The sequence below is a fragment of the Sphingomonas sp. KRR8 genome (assembly GCF_023559245.1).
Lineage (GTDB): Bacteria > Pseudomonadota > Alphaproteobacteria > Sphingomonadales > Sphingomonadaceae > Sphingomicrobium.
Map to the genome: position 1 here is coordinate 397,971 of NZ_CP097462.1, position 20,318 is coordinate 418,288.

Genomic DNA, 20,318 nt, shown 5'->3' on the forward strand with positions numbered 1-20,318 from the left:
TAGCACCCAAGTGACGTGGGTGAAAGGTTGGCTGAATTCTTCTTTCGTCCAGAGCGAAGGGGCCATAGCCGAAGGGCGTTGATGAAGACGCCCTTCGGCTATGCGTTGCTGCGCTCAGGACCCGCACATCCTCGGATTGCGGCGTCGAGGCTCAGGCGTTCGAGGAACCGCCAGAGGTCGTCCCGGCACCGAAGAACTCACGAACCTTGTCGCCCGCCATTTCGTCAAACCGCTGCTTGGCCATATCACGGCCGCGCTCGATTGCGCCGGTACCTGCGGTATTGAGCTTGGCACCAAGCGGCTGGAGCAACTCGCGCTCCTTGCGGCTGGCGGGAAGCACGGCGCCCAATACCGCGCCAAGGGCGACGCCCGCACCGAGTGCGATCAGCGGCGAATTGTCGATCTGGTCGGATGCGCTCTGCGACAGGTTGCTGAAGCGACCATCGTCCGCCTGGCTGGTGTTCGAATAGTCGGTGCTGCTACGCTTGGTCATTACTTATCCTCCTTGGCACGGACGCGTTCGCGCCGGCCATGATTGTCATTTTCGATGTCGTCCGCTTCGCCGCGCCACCAGCGCCCGATGGCCGCGATCAACGGCTTGCGGGCGATCAGCAGGGCGGTGGCGCCGGCAATGCCGGCAGCCATCATCGGCTTTTCCTTGACGGCCGTGACGGTGTCGTCAGCAACCACGATGCTCTTGTCCTTGGCGGCCTGCATGGCGTTTCCGGCAAGGGTCTTGGGGGCAAGGCGCGCCTTGACCTCCTCGACCGTCGCCATCAGCCGCGCCTTGGCGGCATCGGCCTGGCCTCTGGCCTGGGCGATCCGGACCTGATGGGCGTCGGTCATTTGGCCGCTCCCGTCATCTTCCGGACGCCGCCGTAGGCCAGGTAGCCAAGCACGCCCGCGACGGCGCCAAGGATGATCACAGTCAACAATCCCGCAAGCGCGGCGTTCATCAGCTGAGCAAGGCCCACCCAGATGAGCGCACAAACCGCCAAGAAAGCGGCATGGGCGAAGAGCAGTGCCGCGACCCCGTAGATGACCGGCTGCTTGGCCTGAGCGGCCTTTTCGGAGCCGAGCGTCTTCACATAGGCGACTTCGGCCTGGGCATAGGCCTTGCCGTCGTTCACCAGCCGGTGAAGCAGATCACCAACGCTGTCGTCACCGCTGATCGGCGGGCTTGCGGGCTTGAGCATGGCCGTCAGTCCGACTGACGGTTGTTCCGGCCGCCGCTGCGGGCGCCCGTCGTGTCGCTGCCGCCTTCCATGCCGGCCTTCAGCAGGCGAACCAGGCCGAAACCGACGATCGCCGCACCCGCGAGCGCGATGCCGGGGCTCTTCCGGACCAGCTCACGTGCGTCGTCGACCAGCTCATCAGGGTCCTTGTTCTGGAGGGTGGTCGCATAGCGATTGACCGTCTGGCTCGCGGTGCGGGCGTAGTCGGCATATTGTGGGCCAAGGCGCTCCCCGATCTGCTCAACCGTGTCCTCGATGATCGAGGCCACATTGCCGAGCGCGGCCGAGCTACTGGTCAGCCCCTGCTCGACAAAGCCGCGGGCACGGCTGGCCGCTTCGTCGCGCGCCTTGGTACCCGCGGTGGAGATCATCCCGCGAATGCCGCCGGAGCCATCGCTGCTCCCGCCGCTGGTGTTTCCGCCGGTGCTTCGGCCCTGGTCCGAGGTGGAGCCGGTGATCAGGCTATCGGTGCCGCTGTCGCTGGCCGTCATGGCGGTTCGTCCTCCGGTTGAGTTGCTGGCCGTGGATGGGCTTCCGCCGCCGCTGGTTGAGCCGCTACGGCCGGTGCCGCCGCTGCTTCCGCCCGCTCCGCCGCCTTCGATAATCGTGTCGGTGCCTTCCGGCAGGCCATTGTTCGTATCGGCCATATGGCTCTCCTTCGGTACGAGTTACTCTCGCCCCAAGAACCCGGGAGCGGCACGCACGTTCCGGTGCAGCGCGGCGAATGTTGCCGCCACGGCGGTGCACCGATAGAGGCCGGACCTTATCCCATCGTCGCGCCGGAGACTATCGTTCCATGACCGCAATCATCGACGTCCATGCCCGCCAGATCCTCGACAGCCGCGGCAACCCCACCGTGGAAGTGGACGTCACGCTGGAGGACGGCAGCCTCGGCCGGGCCGCGGTGCCCTCGGGCGCCTCGACCGGCGCGCATGAAGCGGTTGAGCTTCGTGATGGGGACAAGAGCCGCTGGGGCGGAAAGGGTGTCTCCAAGGCGGTCGACGCGGTGAACGGACCGCTGGCCGACGCGGTCCTCGGTTTCGAGGCGGAGGACCAGCAGGACGTGGACGCCGCGCTGATCAACGCTGACGGCAGCGACAACAAGGGAAAGCTGGGCGCCAACGCCATTCTCGGCGTCAGCCTGGCTGTCGCGAAGGCGGCAGCCGACGCTCGCGGACTTCCGCTCTACCGTTATGTCGGCGGAGTTTCGGCGCACCTGTTGCCGGTTCCGATGATGAACATCCTGAACGGCGGTGCGCACGCCGACAATCCGATCGACTTTCAGGAATTCATGGTGATGCCGGTTGGCGCCGACAGCTTCGCCGAAGCACTTCGCTGCGGGGCCGAGATCTTTCATGCGCTCAAGAGCAAGCTGCACGGTGCCGGCCTGTCGACCGCGGTTGGTGACGAGGGCGGCTTCGCTCCTGCGATCGAAAGCCCGCGTCAGGCCCTCGACTACATCGGCGAGGCGACCCATGCCGCCGGCTACACGCTTGGCAGCGACGTGCTGATCGCGCTCGACTGCGCGGCCACCGAGTTCTTCAAGGATGGGCAGTATAAGCTGGGTCAAAAGGAGGGCCGCTCCGGCGGCGATTCGCGGGACCTGTCGCCGGAGCAGATGGTCGACTTCCTTGCCGAACTTGCTCGCGATTATCCGATCGCATCCATCGAAGACGGAATGGCCGAGGATGACATGGCCGGCTGGAAAGCCCTGACCGACAAGCTTGGCGACCGGGTACAGCTGGTTGGAGACGACCTGTTCGTGACCAACGTGTCGCGCCTCGGTCAGGGGATCAAGGACGGGATCGCCAACTCGATCCTGATCAAGGTCAACCAGATCGGCTCGCTGTCGGAGACGATCGCCGCGGTGCGGATGGCGCAGTCGAGCGGCTATACCGCCGTCATGAGCCACCGCTCGGGCGAGACGGAGGACAGCACCATCGCCGACCTCGCCGTCGCGCTGGACTGCGGGCAGATCAAGACCGGCAGCCTGGCTCGGTCGGACCGCACCGCCAAGTACAATCAGCTCCTCCGAATCGAGGAAGAGCTTGGTGACGCCGCACGTTACGCCGGCCGCGCGGCGCTCAAGGCATACCGGGCGGGCTGAACCTCAGCCGAGCACGAACATGCCGATGGCGGCGGCCGCCATGACCAAGGTCGCCGCCCAACCGAGCCAGCGCTGCCACCGGTTGGCGACATAGCGGCCCATCTGCGCGTGGCGGCCGCTGATCCACATGGTCGCGGCCATGATGGGGACGGCGATGACGCCGTTCAGCACCGCGCTCCAGAACAGCGCCTTGATCGGATCGAGGCTGGACAGCGGTACGGCGAGTGCCACCACCATCAGCGTGCCGATGATGCCATAGAAGGTACGAGCTTGGCCGAATGACTTCTCAAGCCCCGCGGGCCGCCCCAGCACCTCGCACAAGGCGTAAGCGGCGGAGCCGGCGAGTACCGGCATGGCCAAGAGCCCAGTGCCGACGATGCCGATGCTGAACAGCCAGAAGGCGAGGCGTCCCGCAATCGGCCGCAGCGCCTCCGCCGCCTGAGCAGAGGTCTGGATGTCCGTCATTCCACTCTGGTGAAGGGTCACTGCGGTGGTCAGGATGATGAAGTAGGCAATGAGGTTGGAGATACCCATGCCGGCGAAGGTGTCCTGCGTCATGCGCCGGATCTCGCGCCGGGCACTGGCTCGCGAGGCGTCGCGCAAGGCGACGCGGTGTCTCAGCTGCATGTCCTCCACTTCTTCGGCGGACTGCCAGAAGAACAGGTAGGGGCTGATCGTGGTGCCGAACACCGCGACCACCATGGTCATGGTTTCGGGCGTCCAGCTCACGCTCGGCATGAAGGTGCTCTCCAACACCTGGCTCCAATCGATCGCCACACTGAACACGACCCCGACGTAGGCGAACAGGACCAGGGTCAGCCACTTCAGCAGCTTCACATAAAAGTGATAGGGCACCAGCACCTGCAGCAGCAGGGACACAACCGCGGCGCCAAGGGTGAACCACGTGTCATCGCGCGCTCCGGTAACCAGCTGCGCGGCAGCGCCCATGGCGCCGACGTCGGCGCCGATGTTGACCGTGTTCGCGATCATCAGGCCAAGCACCAGCAGTGCCACGGCCCAGCGCGGAAATACCTCCGTCAGATTGGCCGCGAGGCCGCGTCCGCTGACCCGGCCCACCCGGGCGCAGATCACCTGCACCGCGACCATCAATGGATAGGTGAAGCACACCGTCCAGAGCATGTTCAGTCCGAACTGCGCGCCCGCCTGCGAGTAGGTGGCGATGCCACTCGGGTCGTCGTCCGCCGCTCCCGTAATGAGCCCGGGTCCCAGTCGCCCGAACGTTCCAGCGATGATCAGCCGATACCAGCGGCGATCGTGCGGGTGACCTGCCGCATGTCCTTCCTGGATCGTCACCATGGTTGGTCTCTTCAATGGACTGGCGGTGGTCGGTGGGCTGCTAGGTGAGCCGTCGTCTGAAGGCCAATGAACCTTTATTCAACTGGGTAGGCAGTGGTGTGCTTCACCCGCTCCATGGCGAAATGGCTCGTGACGTTCTTGAGTGGGACGGCGGCAATCAGCCGGCGATAGAAATCGTCGAACTGCGCCATGTCGCGAACGCTGATGCGGAGCAGGTAGTCGAGTTCGCCAGCCATCCGGTAGATTTCCATCACCTCGGGCATGGGCGATACGGTTGCCGTGAACTGCTCCAGCCAGTCAGGCGTGTGGTCGCGCGCTTCGATTCCGACGAAGACGTTGAGGCCGCGGCCGATCGCCTGTGGATCGACGATCGCCACCGTTCGGCGGATGACCCCGCTGGCCTTGAGCTTCTGGATGCGGCGCCAGCAGGGGGTCGGCGAGAGGCCGACGGCCGAGGCGATCTCTGCCACTGGCCGGTCTGCATCCTCCTGAAGGAGCTTGAGGATACGGGTGTCGGTCCGGTCCATGCTGCCACTTTCGTGAGTTTTGGAAGATTGTTGCACGCAGCGCCTTTGGCCGCGACTGATCCATGCTTTTTGCCTTGCGGCTCTTTGCTAGGTCAAAGAGGCAAAGTAGGAAAGAGGGGTCATCGGCGGCGCGAGATCCTGGCGGAGCACGCAAGAATTTTTCAATTCTCGCCGGTGACACCCTTTGGAACTGGCCCCGGAGACACGCATCTCCGGGGTCTTTTTTTATTGTTGACGTTACGGTGCCGTCCCAAACGCCTTGCCAAGACTCCCCAACTCTGATTCTGTGCCTTTATGGGAGGCGCGGCACAACGAGCGACGGGATTGATCAGGCGGGCAGTGTTGCCGGCCCTGGCTCTGCTCATCATCGGCACGTTTGCCGGCCATGCCGTGGCCGGTCCAAACGGCCTGCTGGCGCTCGGCGGCTATGCCCATGATCTCAAGGCCCGCAAATCGGAGTTGGCGCAGCTGGAAGCGCAGCGCGATCAGCTTCGCCACCGTTCGGCGCTGCTCGACCCGCGCAAGGCTGACCCGGACATGGCGGACGAGATGGTTCGCGGCCGCCTCGGCCTGGTTCGTCCCGACGAAGTGATCGTCCCGCTCGAAGACTGAGTGCTTGGGCGCTCAATCGGCATTTGCCGGGCGGCAGCGGCCCTCCTATAGACCCGGCCGTTCCAGATCAGTTTGAGGATATGCCGTGGCGCGTTCCGCCAAGCCCAAGGCCGCAGCGCCGGCCGAACCCATCTCCAACCGCGAGCGCCCGGCGCAGCCTGAACGTTATCAGGCCAGCAAGGACGAGCTGCTGGGATTCTACAAGCAGATGCTGCTCATCCGCCGCTTCGAGGAGCGGGCCGGACAATTATATGGCCTGGGCCTGATCGGCGGCTTCTGCCACCTTTACATCGGCCAGGAAGCCGTGGCCGTAGGCCTCCAGAGCGCAATGACGGTCGGCAAGGACAGCGTCATCACCGGCTATCGCGACCATGGCCACATGCTCGCCTACGGGATCGACCCCAAGGTCATCATGGCCGAGCTGACCGGCCGCGCGGCCGGCATCAGCAAGGGCAAGGGCGGCTCCATGCACATGTTCAGCGTCGAGCATGGCTTCTACGGCGGCCACGGCATCGTTGGCGCGCAGGTCAGCCTCGGCACCGGCCTTGCGTTCAAGCATCAGTATTCGGGCGATGGAGGGGTTTGCCTGACCTACTTCGGCGACGGCGCGGCCAACCAGGGGCAGGTTTACGAAAGCTTCAACATGGCCGAGCTGTGGAAGCTGCCGGTCGTCTACGCGATCGAGAACAATCATTATGCGATGGGCACCAGCGTCGATCGCTCATCCTCCGAGCCCGACTTCTACAAGCGCGGCGAAAGCTTCCGCATTCCGGGCATCCAGGTCGACGGCATGGACGTGCTGGCGGTGCGCGGCGCGGCCGAGGAAGCGCTCGAATGGACCCGTTCGGGCAAGGGCCCGATCATCCTTGAGCTCAAGACCTATCGCTACCGCGGCCACTCGATGAGCGATCCGGCCAAATACCGGACGCGTGAGGAAGTGCAGGGCTACCGCGAGCACCACGACCCGATCGACCGCGCCGGCAAGGAGCTGGAGGCGCTCGGGGTGGCCGAGGAAGAGCTCAAGGCGATCGACAAGGAGATCAAGGACATCGTGGTCAACGCTGCGAAGTTTGCCGAAGAGGCGCCGGAGCCCGATGCGGCCGAGCTGGCGACCGACGTGCTGGTGGAGCGCTACTGATGGGCGTTGAACTGAAGATGCCGGCGCTTTCTCCAACCATGGAGGAGGGCACGCTGGCCAAGTGGCTGGTCAAGGAAGGCGACCAGGTGAAGTCGGGCGATATCCTGGCGGAAATCGAGACCGACAAGGCCACAATGGAATTCGAAGCGGTCGATGAGGGGACCATCTCCAAGATCCTCGTGCCGGAAGGTACGGACGGGGTGAAGGTTGGTACGGCCATTGCACTCATGGGCGGCGAGGGCGAGGAGGCCGCGCCCGCGAGCCCGGCTGCGGCTGCACCCTCGCCAGAGGCTCCACCAACGCCATCGGATCAGAAGACCGAAAGTGCCGCGCCGACGCCCAAGCACGCTGAAACCGGCGCACGTCAGCTGTTCGATGCGGCCAACCAGCAGCCCGTGGCGCCCGACAGCGAGATTCCGGCCGGCGCGACCATGCAGAGCGTGACGGTGCGGGAAGCGCTGCGTGACGCGATGGCGGAGGAAATGCGCCGCGACGAGCGCGTCTTCGTGCTGGGCGAGGAAGTCGCGCAATATCAGGGTGCCTACAAGGTCACCCAGGGCCTGCTCGAGGAGTTTGGCCCCAAGCGCGTGATCGACACGCCGATCACCGAATATGGCTTTGCCGGCCTGGGGTCGGGCGCGGCAATGGGCGGATTGAAGCCGATCGTCGAGTTCATGACCTTCAACTTCGCCATGCAGGCGATCGACCACATCATCAACTCGGCGGCCAAGACCAACTACATGTCGGGCGGCCAGATGCGCTGCCCGATTGTGTTCCGCGGTCCCAACGGCGCCGCCAGCCGGGTCGGCGCGCAGCACAGCCAGAACTACGGCCCCTGGTACGCCAGCGTACCGGGACTGGTGGTGATTGCGCCTTATGACGCGGCCGACGCGAAGGGTTTGCTCAAGGCTGCGATCCGCTCGGACGACCCCGTGGTCTTCCTTGAGAATGAGCTGCTCTACGGGCACAATTTCGACGTGCCGCAGGTCGACGATTGGGTGCTTCCGATCGGCAAGGCCCGGATCATGCGCGAGGGCAAGGACGTGACGCTGGTCAGCTACTCCATCGGCGTTGGCGTGGCTCTCGAAGCGGCCGATAAGCTCGCCGGCGAAGGTGTGGACGCGGAGGTCATCGACCTCCGCACCCTGCGGCCGCTCGACAAGCAGACGGTATTGACGTCCCTCGCAAAGACCAACCGAATGGTGGTGGTCGAGGAAGGCTGGCCGACCTGTTCCATCGCGTCGGAGATCATGGCGATCTGCATGGAGGAAGGCTTCGATGACCTCGACGCCCCCGTCCTGCGGGTGACTGACGCGGATGTGCCACTGCCTTACGCCGCCAACCTCGAGAAGATGGCGCTGATCAAGGCGGACGATGTGGTCAAGGCGGTGAAGGCGGTTTGTTACCGGTAAGCGCCGTTTTCGCTCGTCTTGAGCGGAGGCGGGCGAGTTGAGCGGGCCAGCTCAATGACCAACGATCGCGACCTTGTTCGCCTGCACTGGCCGCCCGAGCTTCGCGCTGCGTTCGATGCCCTGTTCGCCATTGATGATGCCATGGCGGAGGTGGTCGGCACGGCGCGTGAGCCGATGCTCGCGGCGATCAAGCTCGCCTGGTGGCGCGAGAATCTCGAGAGACTCGATCATGAGCCAGCACCGGCCGAGCCGCGACTACATTCGGCCGCGCGTGAACTGCTGCCCAGAGGGGTGAGCGGTGGAGCTCTGGCAGGGCTGGAGGACGGCTGGTCGGCGCTGCTGGAGGAAGTCCCTGAGGAGGGGCGGCTGAGGTCGCGCGGAGTAATGCTGTTCCAGCTGGCGGCCCGATTGCTTGGACAAAGCGGCGAGGGGCTGCGCGACGCTGCCGGCCTGTGGGCCGCCGCCGATCTCGCCCGGCGTTTCGGGCGGCCAGTCCCGCCGCCGGTCAAGGTATCGCCTGCGCCGCGTCCGCTCCGCCCGCTCACCTCTTTGGCGGCGCTTGCGCAGCGCGATGCGCGCAGGGGGAAGCTTGAGCCAGAGGCCACGCCGGCACGCGCCTGGACCTTGCTTCGTCATCGTTGGACAGGTCGTTGACACGGCATCCTTGCTGACGCATTCGTTCGGGCGCCGAATCCGTTGATGTAAAGGGGTCCGAATGGGACGCTTTTTCGCCGGAGTGGCAGCCTGTTTTCTGATGGTTACTGGTGCGTTCTTGCTTTGGCAGGGTCGTGCCGCCGAGCTTGGCGGTTTCTCCGCCACGCCGACAAAGTTCGCCAGCGCGCGAATCTCCCCGACGCCGCTTCTCGCAATGTCCGAAACCCTCCGCCCACCCGAAGCCACGCCAAAGTCGCGCGAGGAGAAGCGTTTCTCGCGCGCCGACAAGAACAAGGATGGTCGGGTCGACATCCAGGAGTTGCTTGCTCCACGGCACAAGGCCTTCGCCAAGCTGGATACCAATGGCGACGGCAAGCTGAGTTTCGAGGAATGGGCGACCAAGACCATCACCAAAGTCCAGGATGCGGATGCCGACCATAGTGGTTGGCTAAGCCCCACCGAATACGCTTCTACCGCACCGCCTAAACCCAAGCGCCGCGCCACCTGCAGCTGCTAAGCCTTTCCGAACACCGGAAGAAATGGTAGGCCGGGGTATGGAAGTGTATTCGCTTACTTACTCCAGCAAGGCGGCGGGGCCGCTCGAAGACGGTGCCATTGAGCGAATGCTGTACGGGGCCCAGGTCAACAACGCGCTGGACGGGATTACCGGCTTCCTGATGTATGACGGGCGTTCGTTCGTGCAGGTGCTCGAGGGAACTCAGCCGGCAATCGAGGACGTGATGGAGCGGATCACTGGTGATCCGCGCCATTGCGACGTGGTCGTAACCGATCAGAGAACGATCAAGCAACGTGCCTTTCCGGACTGGACGATGGGCTTTCTTCGGCTGGACGGCACGACCGGCAATGCGGAGGCGGTCGAACGCGCCCTGCGCCGTGACACACCCGCCCCCGTACGTGATTTGCTGATGACCATGTCGGCCATGATGAAGCAGCCGTCCTAGGCGGGGATGGTCTCGCGCTGATCGGCAAGCCACACGTCGAACGCGCCGCGCGCCCGGTCGGTGAAGGCCTTCTTGCGGTCGGCCTTTCGGAACCGGCTTGGTAGCGGTGGCATGAGGCCGAAATTGACGTTCATCGGCTGGTAGCTCTGTGCCGTCGCTCCGCCGGTGATGTGGTTGAGCAGGGCGCCGATCGCGGTTTCCACTGGCAATGCCGCCAGCGTCTCACCACGCTGCTCGGCGATGGCGAAGCGGGCCGCCAGCAGGCCCACCGCGGCGCTTTCCACGTATCCCTCGCAGCCGGTGATCTGTCCGGCAAAGCGGATGTTGGGACGGCTCTTCAGACGCAGTTCGCTGTCGAGCAGTTCCGGTGACCGAATGAAGCTGTTGCGGTGAATGCCGCCGAGCCGTGCGAATTCGGCATTCTGCAGACCAGGTATGGTGCGGAAGATGCGCACCTGCTCGGCATGGCGGAGCTTGGTCTGGAATCCGACCATGTTCCACAACGTGCCCAATGCATTGTCCTGCCTCAGTTGGACGCAGGCGTACGGCCATCGCCCGGTCCGCGGATCGTCGAGGCCGACCCCCTTCATCGGCCCGAAGCGAAGCGTCTCGACGCCCCGTTCCGCCATGACCTCGATCGGCATGCAGCCCTCGAAATAGGGCGTGTCCTTTTCCCACTCCTTGAACTCGGTCTTCTCGCCTTGGCGCAGAGCCTCGACGAAGGCGTGGTACTCGTCCCTGGTGAGCGGGCAATTGATGTAGTCGTCGCCGCCCTTGTCCCAGCGAGCAGCTTTCCAGCAGACGCTCATGTCGATGCTGTCGAGGTGAACGATGGGCGCGATCGCGTCGAAGAAGGCGAGGGCGTCGCTGCCGGTCTCGGCCGCGATTGCCGCGGCGAGGCCCGAGCACGTCAGTGGACCCGTCGCGATGATGGTCGGGTGAGCGGGCAGGGCATCGATCCGCTCACGCACTACGGCGATATTGGGGTGCGCCTCGATGGCGGAAGTCACCCCCGCCGCAAACGCCTCGCGGTCGACAGCCAGCGCGGATCCAGCCGGCACCCGGTGGCGGTCGGCTTCGCGCAGGATCAGTGAGTCCAGGCGCCGCATCTCTTGGTGGAGGAGGCCGACGCAATTATTCTCCGCATCGTCGGAGCGGAAACTGTTCGAGCACACCATCTCCGCCAGCCGATCGCTCTCATGCGCCGGCGTATTGTCCCCGCCGCCGCGCATTTCGGACAGGCGAACCCGCAGCCCGGCTTCGGCCAGCTGCCACGCCGCTTCGGACCCGGCGAGACCGCCGCCAATGATGTGAATGTCGTGCATGAGCGCGCCCTTACCCCCGATCAGCCGGCAGGCGAAGTGGCACTTTGTACCGGTGAAAAGATGGAGGGCGGGTGGGAGCCCTCGGTGCGGCCAAGCGATCGTCGCAACGTTCTGCCACCGTTGTGGCGGAGCCGCCTATCGCGCGCCGAACCCGGATAGCATCGTCTTCAGCGTCTTGAACACGATCAGAAGGTCGAGCCAGGGCGAGAAATATTTGATGTAGTAGAAGTCGTAGTGCAGCTTCTCATGCACTTCGGCCACTTCAGCGACATGGCCCTGGTTAACCTGTGCCCAACCCGAGATGCCCGGCTTCACGACGTGTCGGTAACGATAGAACGGCAGCTCTCCGACATACCATTGGGACAGCACCGCGGCTTCGGGGCGCGGGCCGATCCAGCTCATCTCATTGGCCAGAATGTTGAAGATCTGCGGGAGCTCGTCGATCCGTGACTTGCGCAGGAAGGCGCCAACGCGCGTAATCCGCGGATCGAGGGTGCCCGTCATGGCGGCCCGGCGGGCATCGGTCGCAAGGTTGTCGGACACGCGCATGGTGCGAAACTTCGTGACCTTGAAAGACTTACCCCGATGACCAATCCGTGCCTGGCGGAAGAAGATCGGGCCCCCATCGTCGATGAGAATCGCAAGCGCCGCGAAGACCATCACCGGCAGCAGCACGGGGAGAGTGACCAGCGCCGCAATCCAGTCGAGCGCTGACTTGAGGTGAAAGTAGCCGCGCGCCGGGAGCAGGCTTCCGAAGCTGTTTTCCGACAGGTGATCAATCCGCACGCGGCCAGTCAGCGATTCCTCGAGCGGCTTGGCCTGGTAGACGATGATGCCGGCCAGCGCCGCATCTGCCAGAAACGCTTCCCATCCCGGCGGCAGGTCGGCGCCGAAGTCCGCGACGATGGCGTCGAATCCGCGAAGCTGGTCGGCCCGCGGTTGCTCAAGCTCCACCCAGTTGACCGCCTCGATGGCAAGCAGCTTGCCGAGTTCTCCGATCGGCACGACGCCGATGCGCAAGCGAACCCGGCGCTGAACCAGGAAATAGATGAGGTAGAACCACAGAACGTGAAGCAGGAACCCCGCGAGGAAGGCGAAGCGATCGTAAGGCAGGCGCGTGAAGAAGAAGAACGCGAGCACCATCCCGTGTGCCGCCGCCGCCGTCGGCAGGATGACATAGCTTGATCGGATACCGGGGTAGGGCTCGATCGAGAGGCGCATCCAGAACGCCAGCACCACCGCAATGACGTTTGCCGCAAGCGCATTGGTGGTGGCCGCGTCGACCAGTTCGGGAGTGAGCAGAAGCCGCCCGAAGAAGGGCACCATCGCGGCGATGGTGAGCGCGCCGAGCAGTTGCACCCGTCGCCTGGTCAACCAGAAGCGACGGCCCAGCTGTTGCTTCTGGCGTGGACTAGGTTGCAGCATCTCGGACGTGTCGCCGTCAAAGCGTCCACAAGGGAAGACGCTCACCCAACTGTTGCCGATCCCACACGCGCTTGATGTCCGCCACCACGCCGCCGGGTTCGAGCAGGGCCGATAGCCGCTCGGCATCCCACTGCCGGTAGGCCGCATGCGGCACCGCGCCGACCACCATGGCATAGCGGCGCGCACCCGGATCAACCAGCGTCAGCCCATATTCCTTCGCGGCCTCGGCCGGGTCCGCCAGCGGATCGGCGACGTCGACACTGTGGCCAAGCCAATCAAGACGGCGAACAATGTCGATCACGCGGCTGTTGCGCAGGTCGGGGACATTCTCCTTGAAGGTCAGGCCCAGCACCAGCACCGACTTGCGCTCGGGCCCGATCCGCTCGTGCAGCCGGTCAGCGATCCAGGCACCCATGCCGTCATTGGTAGCCCGCCCGGCGAGCACGACCTGCGGGTGGTGGCCCAACTCCTGTGCGCGGTGGGATAGGTAGTAAGGGTCGACGCCGATGCAGTGGCCCCCCACGAGGCCGGGCTCGAACCGCAGGAAGTTCCATTTCGTCTGCGCCGCGTCGAGCACGTCCCAAATGCTCACATCCATCCTGGCGAAGATCTGCGCCAGTTCGTTCATGAAGGCGATGTTGATGTCGCGCTGGGCGTTCTCGATCACCTTGGCGGCTTCGGCGGCCTTGATTGACGCCGCGCGAAAAATCTTGCCGCCGTTCATCGCTCCATAGATGCGGGCGAGCAGGTCCAAGGTCTCGGCGTTTTCGGCGGCGACGACCTTGGTGATCTTGTCGACCGTGTGGACTTTGTCGCCCGGATTGATCCGCTCCGGACTGTAGCCGAGGCGGAAATCGCGTCCTTGCGCAAGACCGGACAGGCGGGCCAATTCGGGCCCGCACACGTCCTCGGTCACGCCGGGATAGACGGTGCTTTCGTACACGACGACCGGCTGGCGCTCCGCCTCGAGCGCGCTCGCCACGGTCCTTGTCGCTGCCAGCAGGGGGCGCAGATCCGGCCGATTTGCCTCGTCGACGGGAGTAGGCACAGTGACGATGTAAACGTCCGCGCCGCGGATCGCATCCGGGTCGCTGGTGAGCTGAAGCTTCGAAGCCTGCAACCGGTCAGCCGCGACTTCGCGCGTGCGATCGTGACCGTCGCGAAGCTCGGAGATGCGGGCCTCATCGATGTCGAAGCCGGTCACGTCGAAGGTCTGCGCGAGCGCCACGGCCAGCGGAAGCCCCACGTAACCAAGCCCGATAACGGCAATGCAGGGACCGTCTGACAATTCTTTTTATCCAGCCAATGCCGTTATTTGCTCGTCTCTAATCGCTCACTCGCCCGCGGCAAGCACCTTGTTCGCCCTTGCAACCATGGCTTCTCGAGGAGCGTTGAGAAGTGTTGATGTGCCTTGTACGTCAGCGTAGGGTCGTGGACGTATATTCGAACAGGGGAATATGGTGATGAAGCTTCCCAAGGTAACTGCCGCCATCGTGGCCTTGTCCCTCAGCGGCATGGCCGCGGCGCAGGGCTGGACTCCCGGCGCCGAGATCGTCGGCCAGTCGGTTCAGGTCGAGACGAACGGCGTGGTCAACACGGTCAGCTTCAACGCCGACGGCACCGCCAGCATCGCGACCCCGTCCGGCCGTCAGATCCCGGCAAACTGGACGGCCACGGGCGGCAAGCTTTGCCTTTCCAGCGGCGGCGCTTCGGAGTGCTTTCCCTACACCCAGGCCTTCCAGGCTGGTCAGCCGGTTACCGCTACCAGCAGCTGCGGTGCGACTTCTCGCTGGCTCGCGAGCGGCGTCAACCAGCCAGCCGCCCCGACCCAGCGTGCCGCTGGCGAGCGCGGCTAAGCCCCTCGCTTTTCTCCCGCTTTCGTGAAGGCCTCCCCAGCCGTGAGCCGGGGAGGCCTTTTTATTTATTGAGGCTGCGCGATGGGCGCGCCAAGCTTCGCGGCAATTCGTGCGACTTCCTCGTCGCTCGGCGGATCCGGGAGTTCCATGCCGGGAGTTACGGCCTCGTCGGGAATGCCCGATCCGGTCCCTGCAATGGTCTCGTTGATGGCTTCCTCGTTCGGCCCGGTGCTGATCTTGGCGCGATCCTTCATGCCAGTCCTCCTCCTGTCGGCGTGTGAGTCAGAAAGCATGGGCGGCAATGGTCGTTCCACTCTTCGCTTGGCCGATGCGGTGCCCGCCTCTTCTTCCGGTCGTCTTGCCGGGTTTGTTGCGCGCGACCGGGGCACCGCCCATATAAGTCACCTATGAGTCAACGTCTCCCCATTCTCCCGCTGCGCGACATCGTCGTTTTCCCGCACCGGATCGTTCCCCTGTTCGTTGGTCGCGCCAAGTCGGTCGCGGCGCTCGAGACCGCCATGGCTGCCGACAAGGAGATTTTCCTGGTCGCCCAGCTAGACCCGGCGGAGGACGAGCCGGACCGCGACGCAATGTATGACCTCGGCGTCGTGGCCACCGCCATGCAGCTGTTGAAGCTGCCGGACGGCACCGTGCGCGTGCTGGTTGAAGGTGTTCGCCGCGCCCGGCTGCTGTCGCTCGAACCGGCCGAGGGTCACCTCATGGCCGAGGTCGAGGACGTGCCCGAAGAAGAGGGCGATAACACTGAAACCCAGGCGCTGATGCGGTCAGTGGTCGACCAGTTCGACAGCTATGCGAAGCTGAACAAGCGGCTGCCGGCCGAGACCAGCATCCAGTTGGGCGAGATCGAGAGCGCTTCGGTGCTTGCCGACGCGGTTGCCTCCAACCTGTCGATCAAGGTTGCGGACAAGCAGGCCGTGCTGGCCGAGCTCAATCCCGCGCGGCGACTGGAAATGGTCTACGCCTTCATGGAAGGCGAGCTTGGAGTCCTCCAGGTCGAGAAGAAGATCCGCTCGCGCGTGAAGCGCCAGATGGAGAAGACCCAGCGCGAATATTACCTCAATGAGCAGTTGAAGGCGATCCAGCGCGAGCTTGGCAACGACGACGGGGAGGGCGGGGACGACCTCATCGAACTCGCCGCGAAGATCCGCAAGACGCGGCTCAGCAAGGAAGCCCGTAACCGCGCCAATGCCGAGTTGAAGAAGCTGAAGGGCATGGCGCCGATGAGCGCCGAGGCGACCGTCGCGCGCAATTATCTGGACGTGCTGCTCGGCCTGCCGTGGGGCAAGAAGAGCAAGCTCAAGCGTGACATTGGGGAGGCCCAGCGGATCCTCGACGAGGATCATTATGGCTTGGAGAAGGTCAAGGAACGGATCGTCGAATATCTCGCTGTCCAGGCCCGCACCAACAGGCTTAAGGGCCCGATCCTTTGCCTCGTCGGACCTCCCGGCGTCGGCAAGACGTCGCTTGGACGCTCCATCGCCAAGGCCACCGGGCGGGAGTTCGTTCGCCAGAGCCTCGGCGGCGTGCGCGATGAAGCCGAGATCCGCGGCCATCGCCGGACCTACATCGGTTCGCTGCCGGGCAAGATCGTCTCGAACCTGAAGAAGGCGGGAACCAGCAATCCGCTGTTCCTGCTGGATGAGATCGACAAGCTTGGGCAGGACTTCCGAGGCGATCCCGCTTCGGCGCTGCTGGAGGTGCTCGATCCGGAGCAGAACTCCAAGTTCCAGGACCATTATCTGGAGCTCGACTACGATCTGTCCGACATCATGTTCGTGACGACTGCCAACTCGCTCGACATGCCGCAGCCGCTGCTGGACCGGATGGAGATCATCCGGCTGGAGGGGTACACGGAGGATGAGAAGGTCGAGATCGCCGAACGTCACCTCATTCCGAAGCAGCTGGAGGCGCATGGCCTCAAGCGCGAGGAACTGAGCTTCGAGGATAGCGGCATTCGCGCGATCCTTCGCTACTACACGCGTGAGGCGGGTGTCCGGACCCTTGAGCGGGAGCTGGCCAAGGTTGCGCGCAAGGCACTGCGCAAAATCCTTGAGGGCGCTTATACCAGCGTCGCGGTAACCGAAGCTAACATCGGCGATTTCCTGGGCGTCACGCGGTATCGCTACGGCGTCGGCGAAGACGAGGACCAGATCGGCATGGTCACGGGCCTCGCCTGGACTGAGGTTGGCGGTGAACTGCTGACGATTGAGGCGGTGACCGTTCCCGGCAAGGGCCAGATCAAGACCACGGGCAAGCTCGGTGACGTCATGCAGGAGAGCGTGCAGGCGGCGTGGAGCTTCGTTCGCGCCCGTGCCCCCGCTTACGGGGTCAAGCCGTCAATCTTCGCGAGGAAGGACATTCACGTCCACCTGCCCGAAGGTGCGGTGCCCAAGGACGGGCCGAGCGCCGGCATCGGGATGGTCACGACCATCATTTCGACGCTGACTGGCGTTCCTGTCCGGCGGGATGTGGCCATGACCGGGGAGGTCACGCTGCGTGGCCGGGTGCTGCCTATCGGAGGCCTCAAGGAGAAGCTGCTGGCCGCGCTGCGCGGTGGCATAACCACGGTGATCATCCCCAAGGAGAATGAGAAGGACCTTGCGGAACTGCCCGCGAATGTGAAGGAGGGCCTGCGCATCGTGCCGGTCGCCCATGTCGACGAGTGTCTGGCCGAAGCGCTGAGCGCGAAGCTCGAACCGATCGAATGGAGCGAGGCTGACGAACATGCGGCCGAGCCGCCGCTGGTAAGTGGCAGCCACCCGGTCGTCCGCCATTAGTGGAGCGTAACGGCCGCTGGCTAGAGCGGTCGCAAGGAGAGTTTTTCAGGGATGAACAAGCAGGACCTTATCAGCCAGGTTGCGGATCGCGCCGGGCTCAACCGCAACGACGCGTCCCGCGCGGTCGAAACCATGCTGGAAGTGATCACGTCCGCGCTCAAGCGTGGGGACGAGGTGCGTCTGGTCGGATTCGGCGCTTTCTCGGTCACCCGCCGGAAAGCCTCGACGGGGCGAAATCCCCGGACCGGTGAGCCGCTCGACATTCCGTCGAGCGCAAATCCCAAGTTCCGCGCGGGCAAGGTCCTCAAGGACGCAGTGCAATAACGGATGCACACTAGCGGCTGGACAGGGCGGAGAAGCTAATCTATCCGCCCGGACCGCGCGGCGTGGGCGCGTAGCTCAGTGGTAGAGCACACCCTTCACACGGGTGGGGTCGTAGGTTCAATCCCTACCGCGCCCACCATGCCGATTTCGAAAAGCCTCGGAAAACCAGCCGGTTCTCCGAGGCTTTCTCTTGCTTACAGAGAGTGGCTCGGACCTCACGCGATATCGGGGCGTTGACCCGCCTTGCATCCCAAGAGGTCTGCCATGCTTCCATCGCTACTGCTCGCTGCCACCGCGGGCGCCCGGTCCATGACCCCGCTGGCGGCGGTCAGCGTGACCGCCGCACGAGGTGACCTCTCGCCACAGCCGGGCATCCTCGGCCTGCTCGCGAACAAGTGGGTGGTTGCGGGCACGCTGGCGCTCGCCGCTGGGGAGCTTGGGGGCGACAAGATGAAGAGTGCGCCCGATCGGATCGTGTTCGCAGGTCTTGCTGCCCGCACCCTCACGGGAGCGATCGCCGCCGCCGCGCTCGAGCCGAAGCGCAAGCGGCTGGCTGCGGTTCTCGGCGCCGGGGTGGCGATCGCGACTTCCTTCCCGACGTTCCGCGCCCGAATGCATGCCATGCGCAGTCATGGTCAGACCACGACGGGGCTGGTCGAGGATGCATTGGTCGTGGCTGCGGCTGGGGCGATCGTTCGCAGCGCCTGAAGCCATTCCGCCACTGCCTTGGGTCTGCCGCACTTCGCTGCTAGGGGCCCGCCATGCTCAACATCAATGGAATCACGGTTCGCCTCGGCGGGCGGACCATCCTCGACCGTGCGACAGCGGCCATTCGCCCGCGCAGCCGCGTCGGGCTGATCGGCCGCAATGGCGCCGGCAAGTCCACCCTGATGAAGGTGATGATCGGTCAGCTTGAGCCGGACGACGGCTCGGTCGAGATGCCGCGCAAGACCCGGCTTGGATATATCGCGCAGGAGGCGCCGAGCGGCACTGCCACTCCGTTCGAGACCGTGCTCGCTGCGGACACCGAGCGCGCCGCCCTCATGCTCGAGGCCGAAGACCATAGCGATATGGAACGGTTCGCCGACGTTCACGAGCGGCTGCTTGCGATCGACGCTTATGGTGCGCCTGCGCGCGCGTCGCGCATTCTGCTCGGCCTTGGTTTCGACGAGGAGATGCAGGGCCGTCCGCTCGACAGCTACTCGGGTGGGTGGAAGATGCGGGTGGCGCTGGCCGCCTTGCTGTTCTCGGAGCCCGACGTGCTGCTGCTCGACGAGCCGTCGAACCACCTCGACCTCGAGGCGACGCTGTGGCTCGAAAATTTCCTGCGTTCCTATGCTGGTACGCTGGTGGTGATCAGCCACGAGCGTGACCTGCTCAACAATGTCGTCGATACAATTCTTCACCTCGAGGGCGGCAAGATCACGCTTTACGCCGGCGGCTACGACGATTTTGAGCGGCAACGGGCGGAGCGCGCCGCCCAGCTCGCCGCCGCCAAGGCCGCGCAGGACGCTCAGCGCGCGCGTCTGCAGGACTACATTGCCCGCAACAGCGCCCGAGCATCGACCGCCAAACAGGCACAGTCACGGGCCAAGATGCTGGCCAAGATGCAGCCAATTGCCGCAATGGCCGAAGATCCGAGCCTGAGCTTCGCTTTCCCCAGTCCGTCCGAGCTGCGGCCGCCGCTGATCACGCTCGACATGGCCGCGGTGGGCTATTCCGAAACGCCGATCTTGCGCTCTCTGAACCTTAGGATCGACCCCGACGACCGGATCGCGATGCTCGGCCGCAACGGCAATGGGAAGACGACTCTGGCCCGCCTGCTCGCCGCGCAGCTGCCCGCGATGGAAGGGGCGATGAATGCGTCCGGCAAAATGAAGGTCGGCTATTTCACCCAGTATCAGGTCGAGGAACTGCACGGCGACGACACGCCGCTGCAGCACATGAGCCGTGCGATGGAGGGGCACACGCCGGGTGCTGTGCGTGCGCAACTTGGTCGTTTCGGCTTCTCGGGTGACAAGGCGACGACCCAGGCCAGCCGATTGTCAGGCGGTGAGCGGGCGCGGCTTGCGCTGGCGCTGATCACCCGCGACGCGCCGCACCTGCTGATCCTCGACGAGCCGACCAACCACCTCGACGTCGACGCTCGCGAAGCCCTGGTGCAGGCGCTGAACGACTATGACGGGGCCGTCATCCTGATCAGCCACGATCGTCATATGGTCGAGCTCACCGCCGACCGGCTGGTGCTGGTCGACGACGGCAAGGCGGTGGAGTTCAATGGCAGCATCGAGGATTATATCGACCTGGTGCTCGGCCGGAACCAGCCGGCGGAGCCGAAGATCAAGGCAGCCAAGGGTGATCGCAAGGCAGCGATCAAGGAGCGCGATGATCTGCGCCAATGGCGCAAGGCCGCAAGCGAGGCGGAGAAGGAGAGCCAGCGGCTCGCCGCCCTCTGCTCGGCCCTGGACCATGCGATGTTCGATCCCAAGGGCGCCGACCCGGCACTCGCATCACTGTCGATGGGCGAATTAACCCGCCGCCGTGCGCGCATTGCAGAGGAGCTGGCGAAAGCCGAAGCACGGTGGCTCGAAGCGAGCGAACAGTTGGAGCAGGAAGCCGCCTGACC

General features: G+C 64.7%; 22 protein-coding genes and 1 tRNA gene. 13 read left to right on the forward strand and 10 right to left on the reverse strand.

Annotated features, from left to right (window positions below; translation table 11 throughout):
- Window positions 1-151: 151 nt before the first annotated feature.
- From M8312_RS02005 to M8312_RS02020, 4 genes are read right to left on the reverse strand one after another with little or no spacing between them, the layout of a single operon-like run.
- A complete protein-coding gene (locus tag M8312_RS02005) occupies window positions 152-493 on the reverse strand; it encodes a hypothetical protein (protein ID WP_250118723.1) in 342 nt (113 codons plus the stop codon).
- Entirely contained in the window at window positions 493-846 is a 354-nt protein-coding gene (locus M8312_RS02010) for a hypothetical protein (RefSeq protein WP_250118724.1), read from the reverse strand. Before M8312_RS02010 ends, M8312_RS02005 begins: the two co-directional genes overlap by 1 nt.
- Entirely contained in the window at window positions 843-1,196 is a 354-nt protein-coding gene (locus M8312_RS02015) for a phage holin family protein (protein WP_250118725.1), read from the reverse strand. The genes M8312_RS02010 and M8312_RS02015 overlap by 4 nt, the downstream gene beginning before the upstream one ends.
- Window positions 1,197-1,201: 5 nt before the next feature.
- The gene (locus tag M8312_RS02020) at window positions 1,202-1,882 is read right to left on the reverse strand and encodes a hypothetical protein (RefSeq protein WP_250118726.1); all 681 of its coding nucleotides are present in this window, start codon (window positions 1,880-1,882) and stop codon (window positions 1,202-1,204) included.
- 149 nt (window positions 1,883-2,031) lie between these two features.
- On the opposite strand from M8312_RS02020, the gene eno reads away from it, so the two are divergent.
- Window positions 2,032-3,342, forward strand: a complete 1,311-nt coding sequence (gene eno, locus M8312_RS02025) for a phosphopyruvate hydratase (RefSeq protein ID WP_250118727.1) — start codon at window positions 2,032-2,034, stop codon at window positions 3,340-3,342.
- Window positions 3,343-3,345: 3 nt separating this feature from the next.
- On the opposite strand, the gene M8312_RS02030 is transcribed toward eno, so the two are convergent.
- Both M8312_RS02030 and M8312_RS02035 read right to left on the reverse strand, forming a co-directional pair.
- Window positions 3,346-4,659: an NRAMP family divalent metal transporter gene (locus M8312_RS02030; protein WP_250118728.1), complete on the reverse strand. Its 1,314-nt coding sequence runs from the start codon at window positions 4,657-4,659 to the stop codon at window positions 3,346-3,348.
- 74 nt (window positions 4,660-4,733) lie between these two features.
- Window positions 4,734-5,186, reverse strand: a complete 453-nt coding sequence (locus M8312_RS02035; protein WP_250118729.1) for an Lrp/AsnC family transcriptional regulator — start codon at window positions 5,184-5,186, stop codon at window positions 4,734-4,736.
- A 339-nt stretch (window positions 5,187-5,525) separates the two neighbouring features.
- On the opposite strand from M8312_RS02035, the gene M8312_RS02040 reads away from it, so the two are divergent.
- The 6 genes from M8312_RS02040 (at window position 5,526) to M8312_RS02065 (ending at window position 9,964) form a co-directional block, all read left to right on the forward strand.
- Window positions 5,526-5,798 (forward strand): FtsB family cell division protein, encoded by a 273-nt coding sequence (locus tag M8312_RS02040; RefSeq protein ID WP_349773304.1) that lies wholly within the window; start codon window positions 5,526-5,528, stop codon window positions 5,796-5,798.
- 85 nt (window positions 5,799-5,883) lie between these two features.
- Window positions 5,884-6,936 (forward strand): pyruvate dehydrogenase (acetyl-transferring) E1 component subunit alpha, encoded by a 1,053-nt coding sequence (gene pdhA, locus M8312_RS02045; protein WP_250118731.1) that lies wholly within the window; start codon window positions 5,884-5,886, stop codon window positions 6,934-6,936.
- Window positions 6,936-8,348: a pyruvate dehydrogenase complex E1 component subunit beta gene (locus M8312_RS02050; protein ID WP_250118732.1), complete on the forward strand. Its 1,413-nt coding sequence runs from the start codon at window positions 6,936-6,938 to the stop codon at window positions 8,346-8,348. The genes pdhA and M8312_RS02050 overlap by 1 nt, the downstream gene beginning before the upstream one ends.
- A 54-nt stretch (window positions 8,349-8,402) precedes the next feature.
- Window positions 8,403-9,002 carry a hypothetical protein gene (locus M8312_RS02055; RefSeq protein ID WP_250118733.1) on the forward strand — a complete coding sequence of 200 codons (600 nt, stop codon included), beginning with the start codon at window positions 8,403-8,405 and terminating at the stop codon, window positions 9,000-9,002.
- Between the two features lie 61 nt (window positions 9,003-9,063).
- On the forward strand, window positions 9,064-9,519 hold the full coding sequence (locus M8312_RS02060; protein WP_250118734.1) for an EF-hand domain-containing protein: 456 nt from the start codon (window positions 9,064-9,066) through the stop codon (window positions 9,517-9,519).
- Between the two features lie 22 nt (window positions 9,520-9,541).
- Window positions 9,542-9,964 (forward strand): BLUF domain-containing protein, encoded by a 423-nt coding sequence (locus M8312_RS02065; RefSeq protein ID WP_250118735.1) that lies wholly within the window; start codon window positions 9,542-9,544, stop codon window positions 9,962-9,964.
- Here M8312_RS02065 and trmFO read toward each other — a convergent pair.
- The 3 genes from trmFO to M8312_RS02080 form a co-directional block, all read right to left on the reverse strand.
- Window positions 9,961-11,289, reverse strand: a complete 1,329-nt coding sequence (gene trmFO / locus M8312_RS02070; protein ID WP_250118736.1) for a methylenetetrahydrofolate--tRNA-(uracil(54)-C(5))-methyltransferase (FADH(2)-oxidizing) TrmFO — start codon at window positions 11,287-11,289, stop codon at window positions 9,961-9,963. The two genes, M8312_RS02065 and trmFO, sit on opposite strands and share 4 nt — an antisense overlap.
- A gap of 135 nt (window positions 11,290-11,424) precedes the next feature.
- Window positions 11,425-12,714 (reverse strand): sugar transferase, encoded by a 1,290-nt coding sequence (locus tag M8312_RS02075; RefSeq protein WP_250118737.1) that lies wholly within the window; start codon window positions 12,712-12,714, stop codon window positions 11,425-11,427.
- A gap of 16 nt (window positions 12,715-12,730) precedes the next feature.
- Complete coding sequence (locus M8312_RS02080) at window positions 12,731-14,002, reverse strand: nucleotide sugar dehydrogenase (RefSeq protein WP_250118738.1); 1,272 nt, start codon at window positions 14,000-14,002, stop codon at window positions 12,731-12,733.
- Window positions 14,003-14,177: 175 nt separating this feature from the next.
- Here M8312_RS02080 and M8312_RS02085 point away from each other — a divergent pair, with 175 nt between their 5' ends.
- On the forward strand, window positions 14,178-14,570 hold the full coding sequence (locus M8312_RS02085; protein WP_250118739.1) for a hypothetical protein: 393 nt from the start codon (window positions 14,178-14,180) through the stop codon (window positions 14,568-14,570).
- 65 nt (window positions 14,571-14,635) lie between these two features.
- On the opposite strand, the gene M8312_RS02090 is transcribed toward M8312_RS02085, so the two are convergent.
- The gene (locus M8312_RS02090; RefSeq protein ID WP_250118740.1) at window positions 14,636-14,824 is read right to left on the reverse strand and encodes a hypothetical protein; all 189 of its coding nucleotides are present in this window, start codon (window positions 14,822-14,824) and stop codon (window positions 14,636-14,638) included.
- Between the two features lie 153 nt (window positions 14,825-14,977).
- On the opposite strand from M8312_RS02090, the gene lon reads away from it, so the two are divergent.
- From lon to M8312_RS02115, 5 genes are all read left to right on the forward strand, one after another.
- Window positions 14,978-17,368 (forward strand): endopeptidase La, encoded by a 2,391-nt coding sequence (gene lon, locus M8312_RS02095; RefSeq protein ID WP_250118741.1) that lies wholly within the window; start codon window positions 14,978-14,980, stop codon window positions 17,366-17,368.
- Between the two features lie 51 nt (window positions 17,369-17,419).
- Window positions 17,420-17,692, forward strand: a complete 273-nt coding sequence (locus tag M8312_RS02100) for an HU family DNA-binding protein (protein WP_250118742.1) — start codon at window positions 17,420-17,422, stop codon at window positions 17,690-17,692.
- Between the two features lie 64 nt (window positions 17,693-17,756).
- Window positions 17,757-17,831 (forward strand) — tRNA-Val (locus tag M8312_RS02105).
- A gap of 125 nt (window positions 17,832-17,956) precedes the next feature.
- Window positions 17,957-18,400 (forward strand): DUF4126 family protein, encoded by a 444-nt coding sequence (locus tag M8312_RS02110; protein ID WP_250118743.1) that lies wholly within the window; start codon window positions 17,957-17,959, stop codon window positions 18,398-18,400.
- Window positions 18,401-18,453: 53 nt separating this feature from the next.
- Window positions 18,454-20,316 carry an ABC-F family ATP-binding cassette domain-containing protein gene (locus M8312_RS02115; protein WP_250118744.1) on the forward strand — a complete coding sequence of 621 codons (1,863 nt, stop codon included), beginning with the start codon at window positions 18,454-18,456 and terminating at the stop codon, window positions 20,314-20,316.
- The last annotated feature ends 2 nt before the right edge of the window (window positions 20,317-20,318 follow it).

Bases quoted from the DNA above. Each gene is read 5' to 3' on its own strand.
- M8312_RS02005 (WP_250118723.1), bottom strand. From the start codon at position 493: ATGACCAAGCGTAGCAGCACCGACTATTCGAACACCAGCCAGGCGGAC.
- M8312_RS02010 (WP_250118724.1), bottom strand. From the start codon at position 846: ATGACCGACGCCCATCAGGTCCGGATCGCCCAGGCCAGAGGCCAGGCC.
- M8312_RS02015 (WP_250118725.1), bottom strand. From the start codon at position 1,196: ATGCTCAAGCCCGCAAGCCCGCCGATCAGCGGTGACGACAGCGTTGGT.
- M8312_RS02020 (WP_250118726.1), bottom strand. From the start codon at position 1,882: ATGGCCGATACGAACAATGGCCTGCCGGAAGGCACCGACACGATTATC.
- eno (WP_250118727.1), top strand. From the start codon at position 2,032: ATGACCGCAATCATCGACGTCCATGCCCGCCAGATCCTCGACAGCCGC.
- M8312_RS02030 (WP_250118728.1), bottom strand. From the start codon at position 4,659: ATGGTGACGATCCAGGAAGGACATGCGGCAGGTCACCCGCACGATCGC.
- M8312_RS02035 (WP_250118729.1), bottom strand. From the start codon at position 5,186: ATGGACCGGACCGACACCCGTATCCTCAAGCTCCTTCAGGAGGATGCA.
- M8312_RS02050 (WP_250118732.1), top strand. From the start codon at position 6,936: ATGGGCGTTGAACTGAAGATGCCGGCGCTTTCTCCAACCATGGAGGAG.
- M8312_RS02055 (WP_250118733.1), top strand. From the start codon at position 8,403: ATGACCAACGATCGCGACCTTGTTCGCCTGCACTGGCCGCCCGAGCTT.
- M8312_RS02060 (WP_250118734.1), top strand. From the start codon at position 9,064: ATGGGACGCTTTTTCGCCGGAGTGGCAGCCTGTTTTCTGATGGTTACT.
- M8312_RS02065 (WP_250118735.1), top strand. From the start codon at position 9,542: ATGGTAGGCCGGGGTATGGAAGTGTATTCGCTTACTTACTCCAGCAAG.
- trmFO (WP_250118736.1), bottom strand. From the start codon at position 11,289: ATGCACGACATTCACATCATTGGCGGCGGTCTCGCCGGGTCCGAAGCG.
- M8312_RS02075 (WP_250118737.1), bottom strand. From the start codon at position 12,714: ATGCTGCAACCTAGTCCACGCCAGAAGCAACAGCTGGGCCGTCGCTTC.
- M8312_RS02085 (WP_250118739.1), top strand. From the start codon at position 14,178: ATGAAGCTTCCCAAGGTAACTGCCGCCATCGTGGCCTTGTCCCTCAGC.
- M8312_RS02090 (WP_250118740.1), bottom strand. From the start codon at position 14,824: ATGAAGGATCGCGCCAAGATCAGCACCGGGCCGAACGAGGAAGCCATC.
- lon (WP_250118741.1), top strand. From the start codon at position 14,978: ATGAGTCAACGTCTCCCCATTCTCCCGCTGCGCGACATCGTCGTTTTC.
- M8312_RS02100 (WP_250118742.1), top strand. From the start codon at position 17,420: ATGAACAAGCAGGACCTTATCAGCCAGGTTGCGGATCGCGCCGGGCTC.
- M8312_RS02110 (WP_250118743.1), top strand. From the start codon at position 17,957: ATGCTTCCATCGCTACTGCTCGCTGCCACCGCGGGCGCCCGGTCCATG.
- M8312_RS02115 (WP_250118744.1), top strand. From the start codon at position 18,454: ATGCTCAACATCAATGGAATCACGGTTCGCCTCGGCGGGCGGACCATC.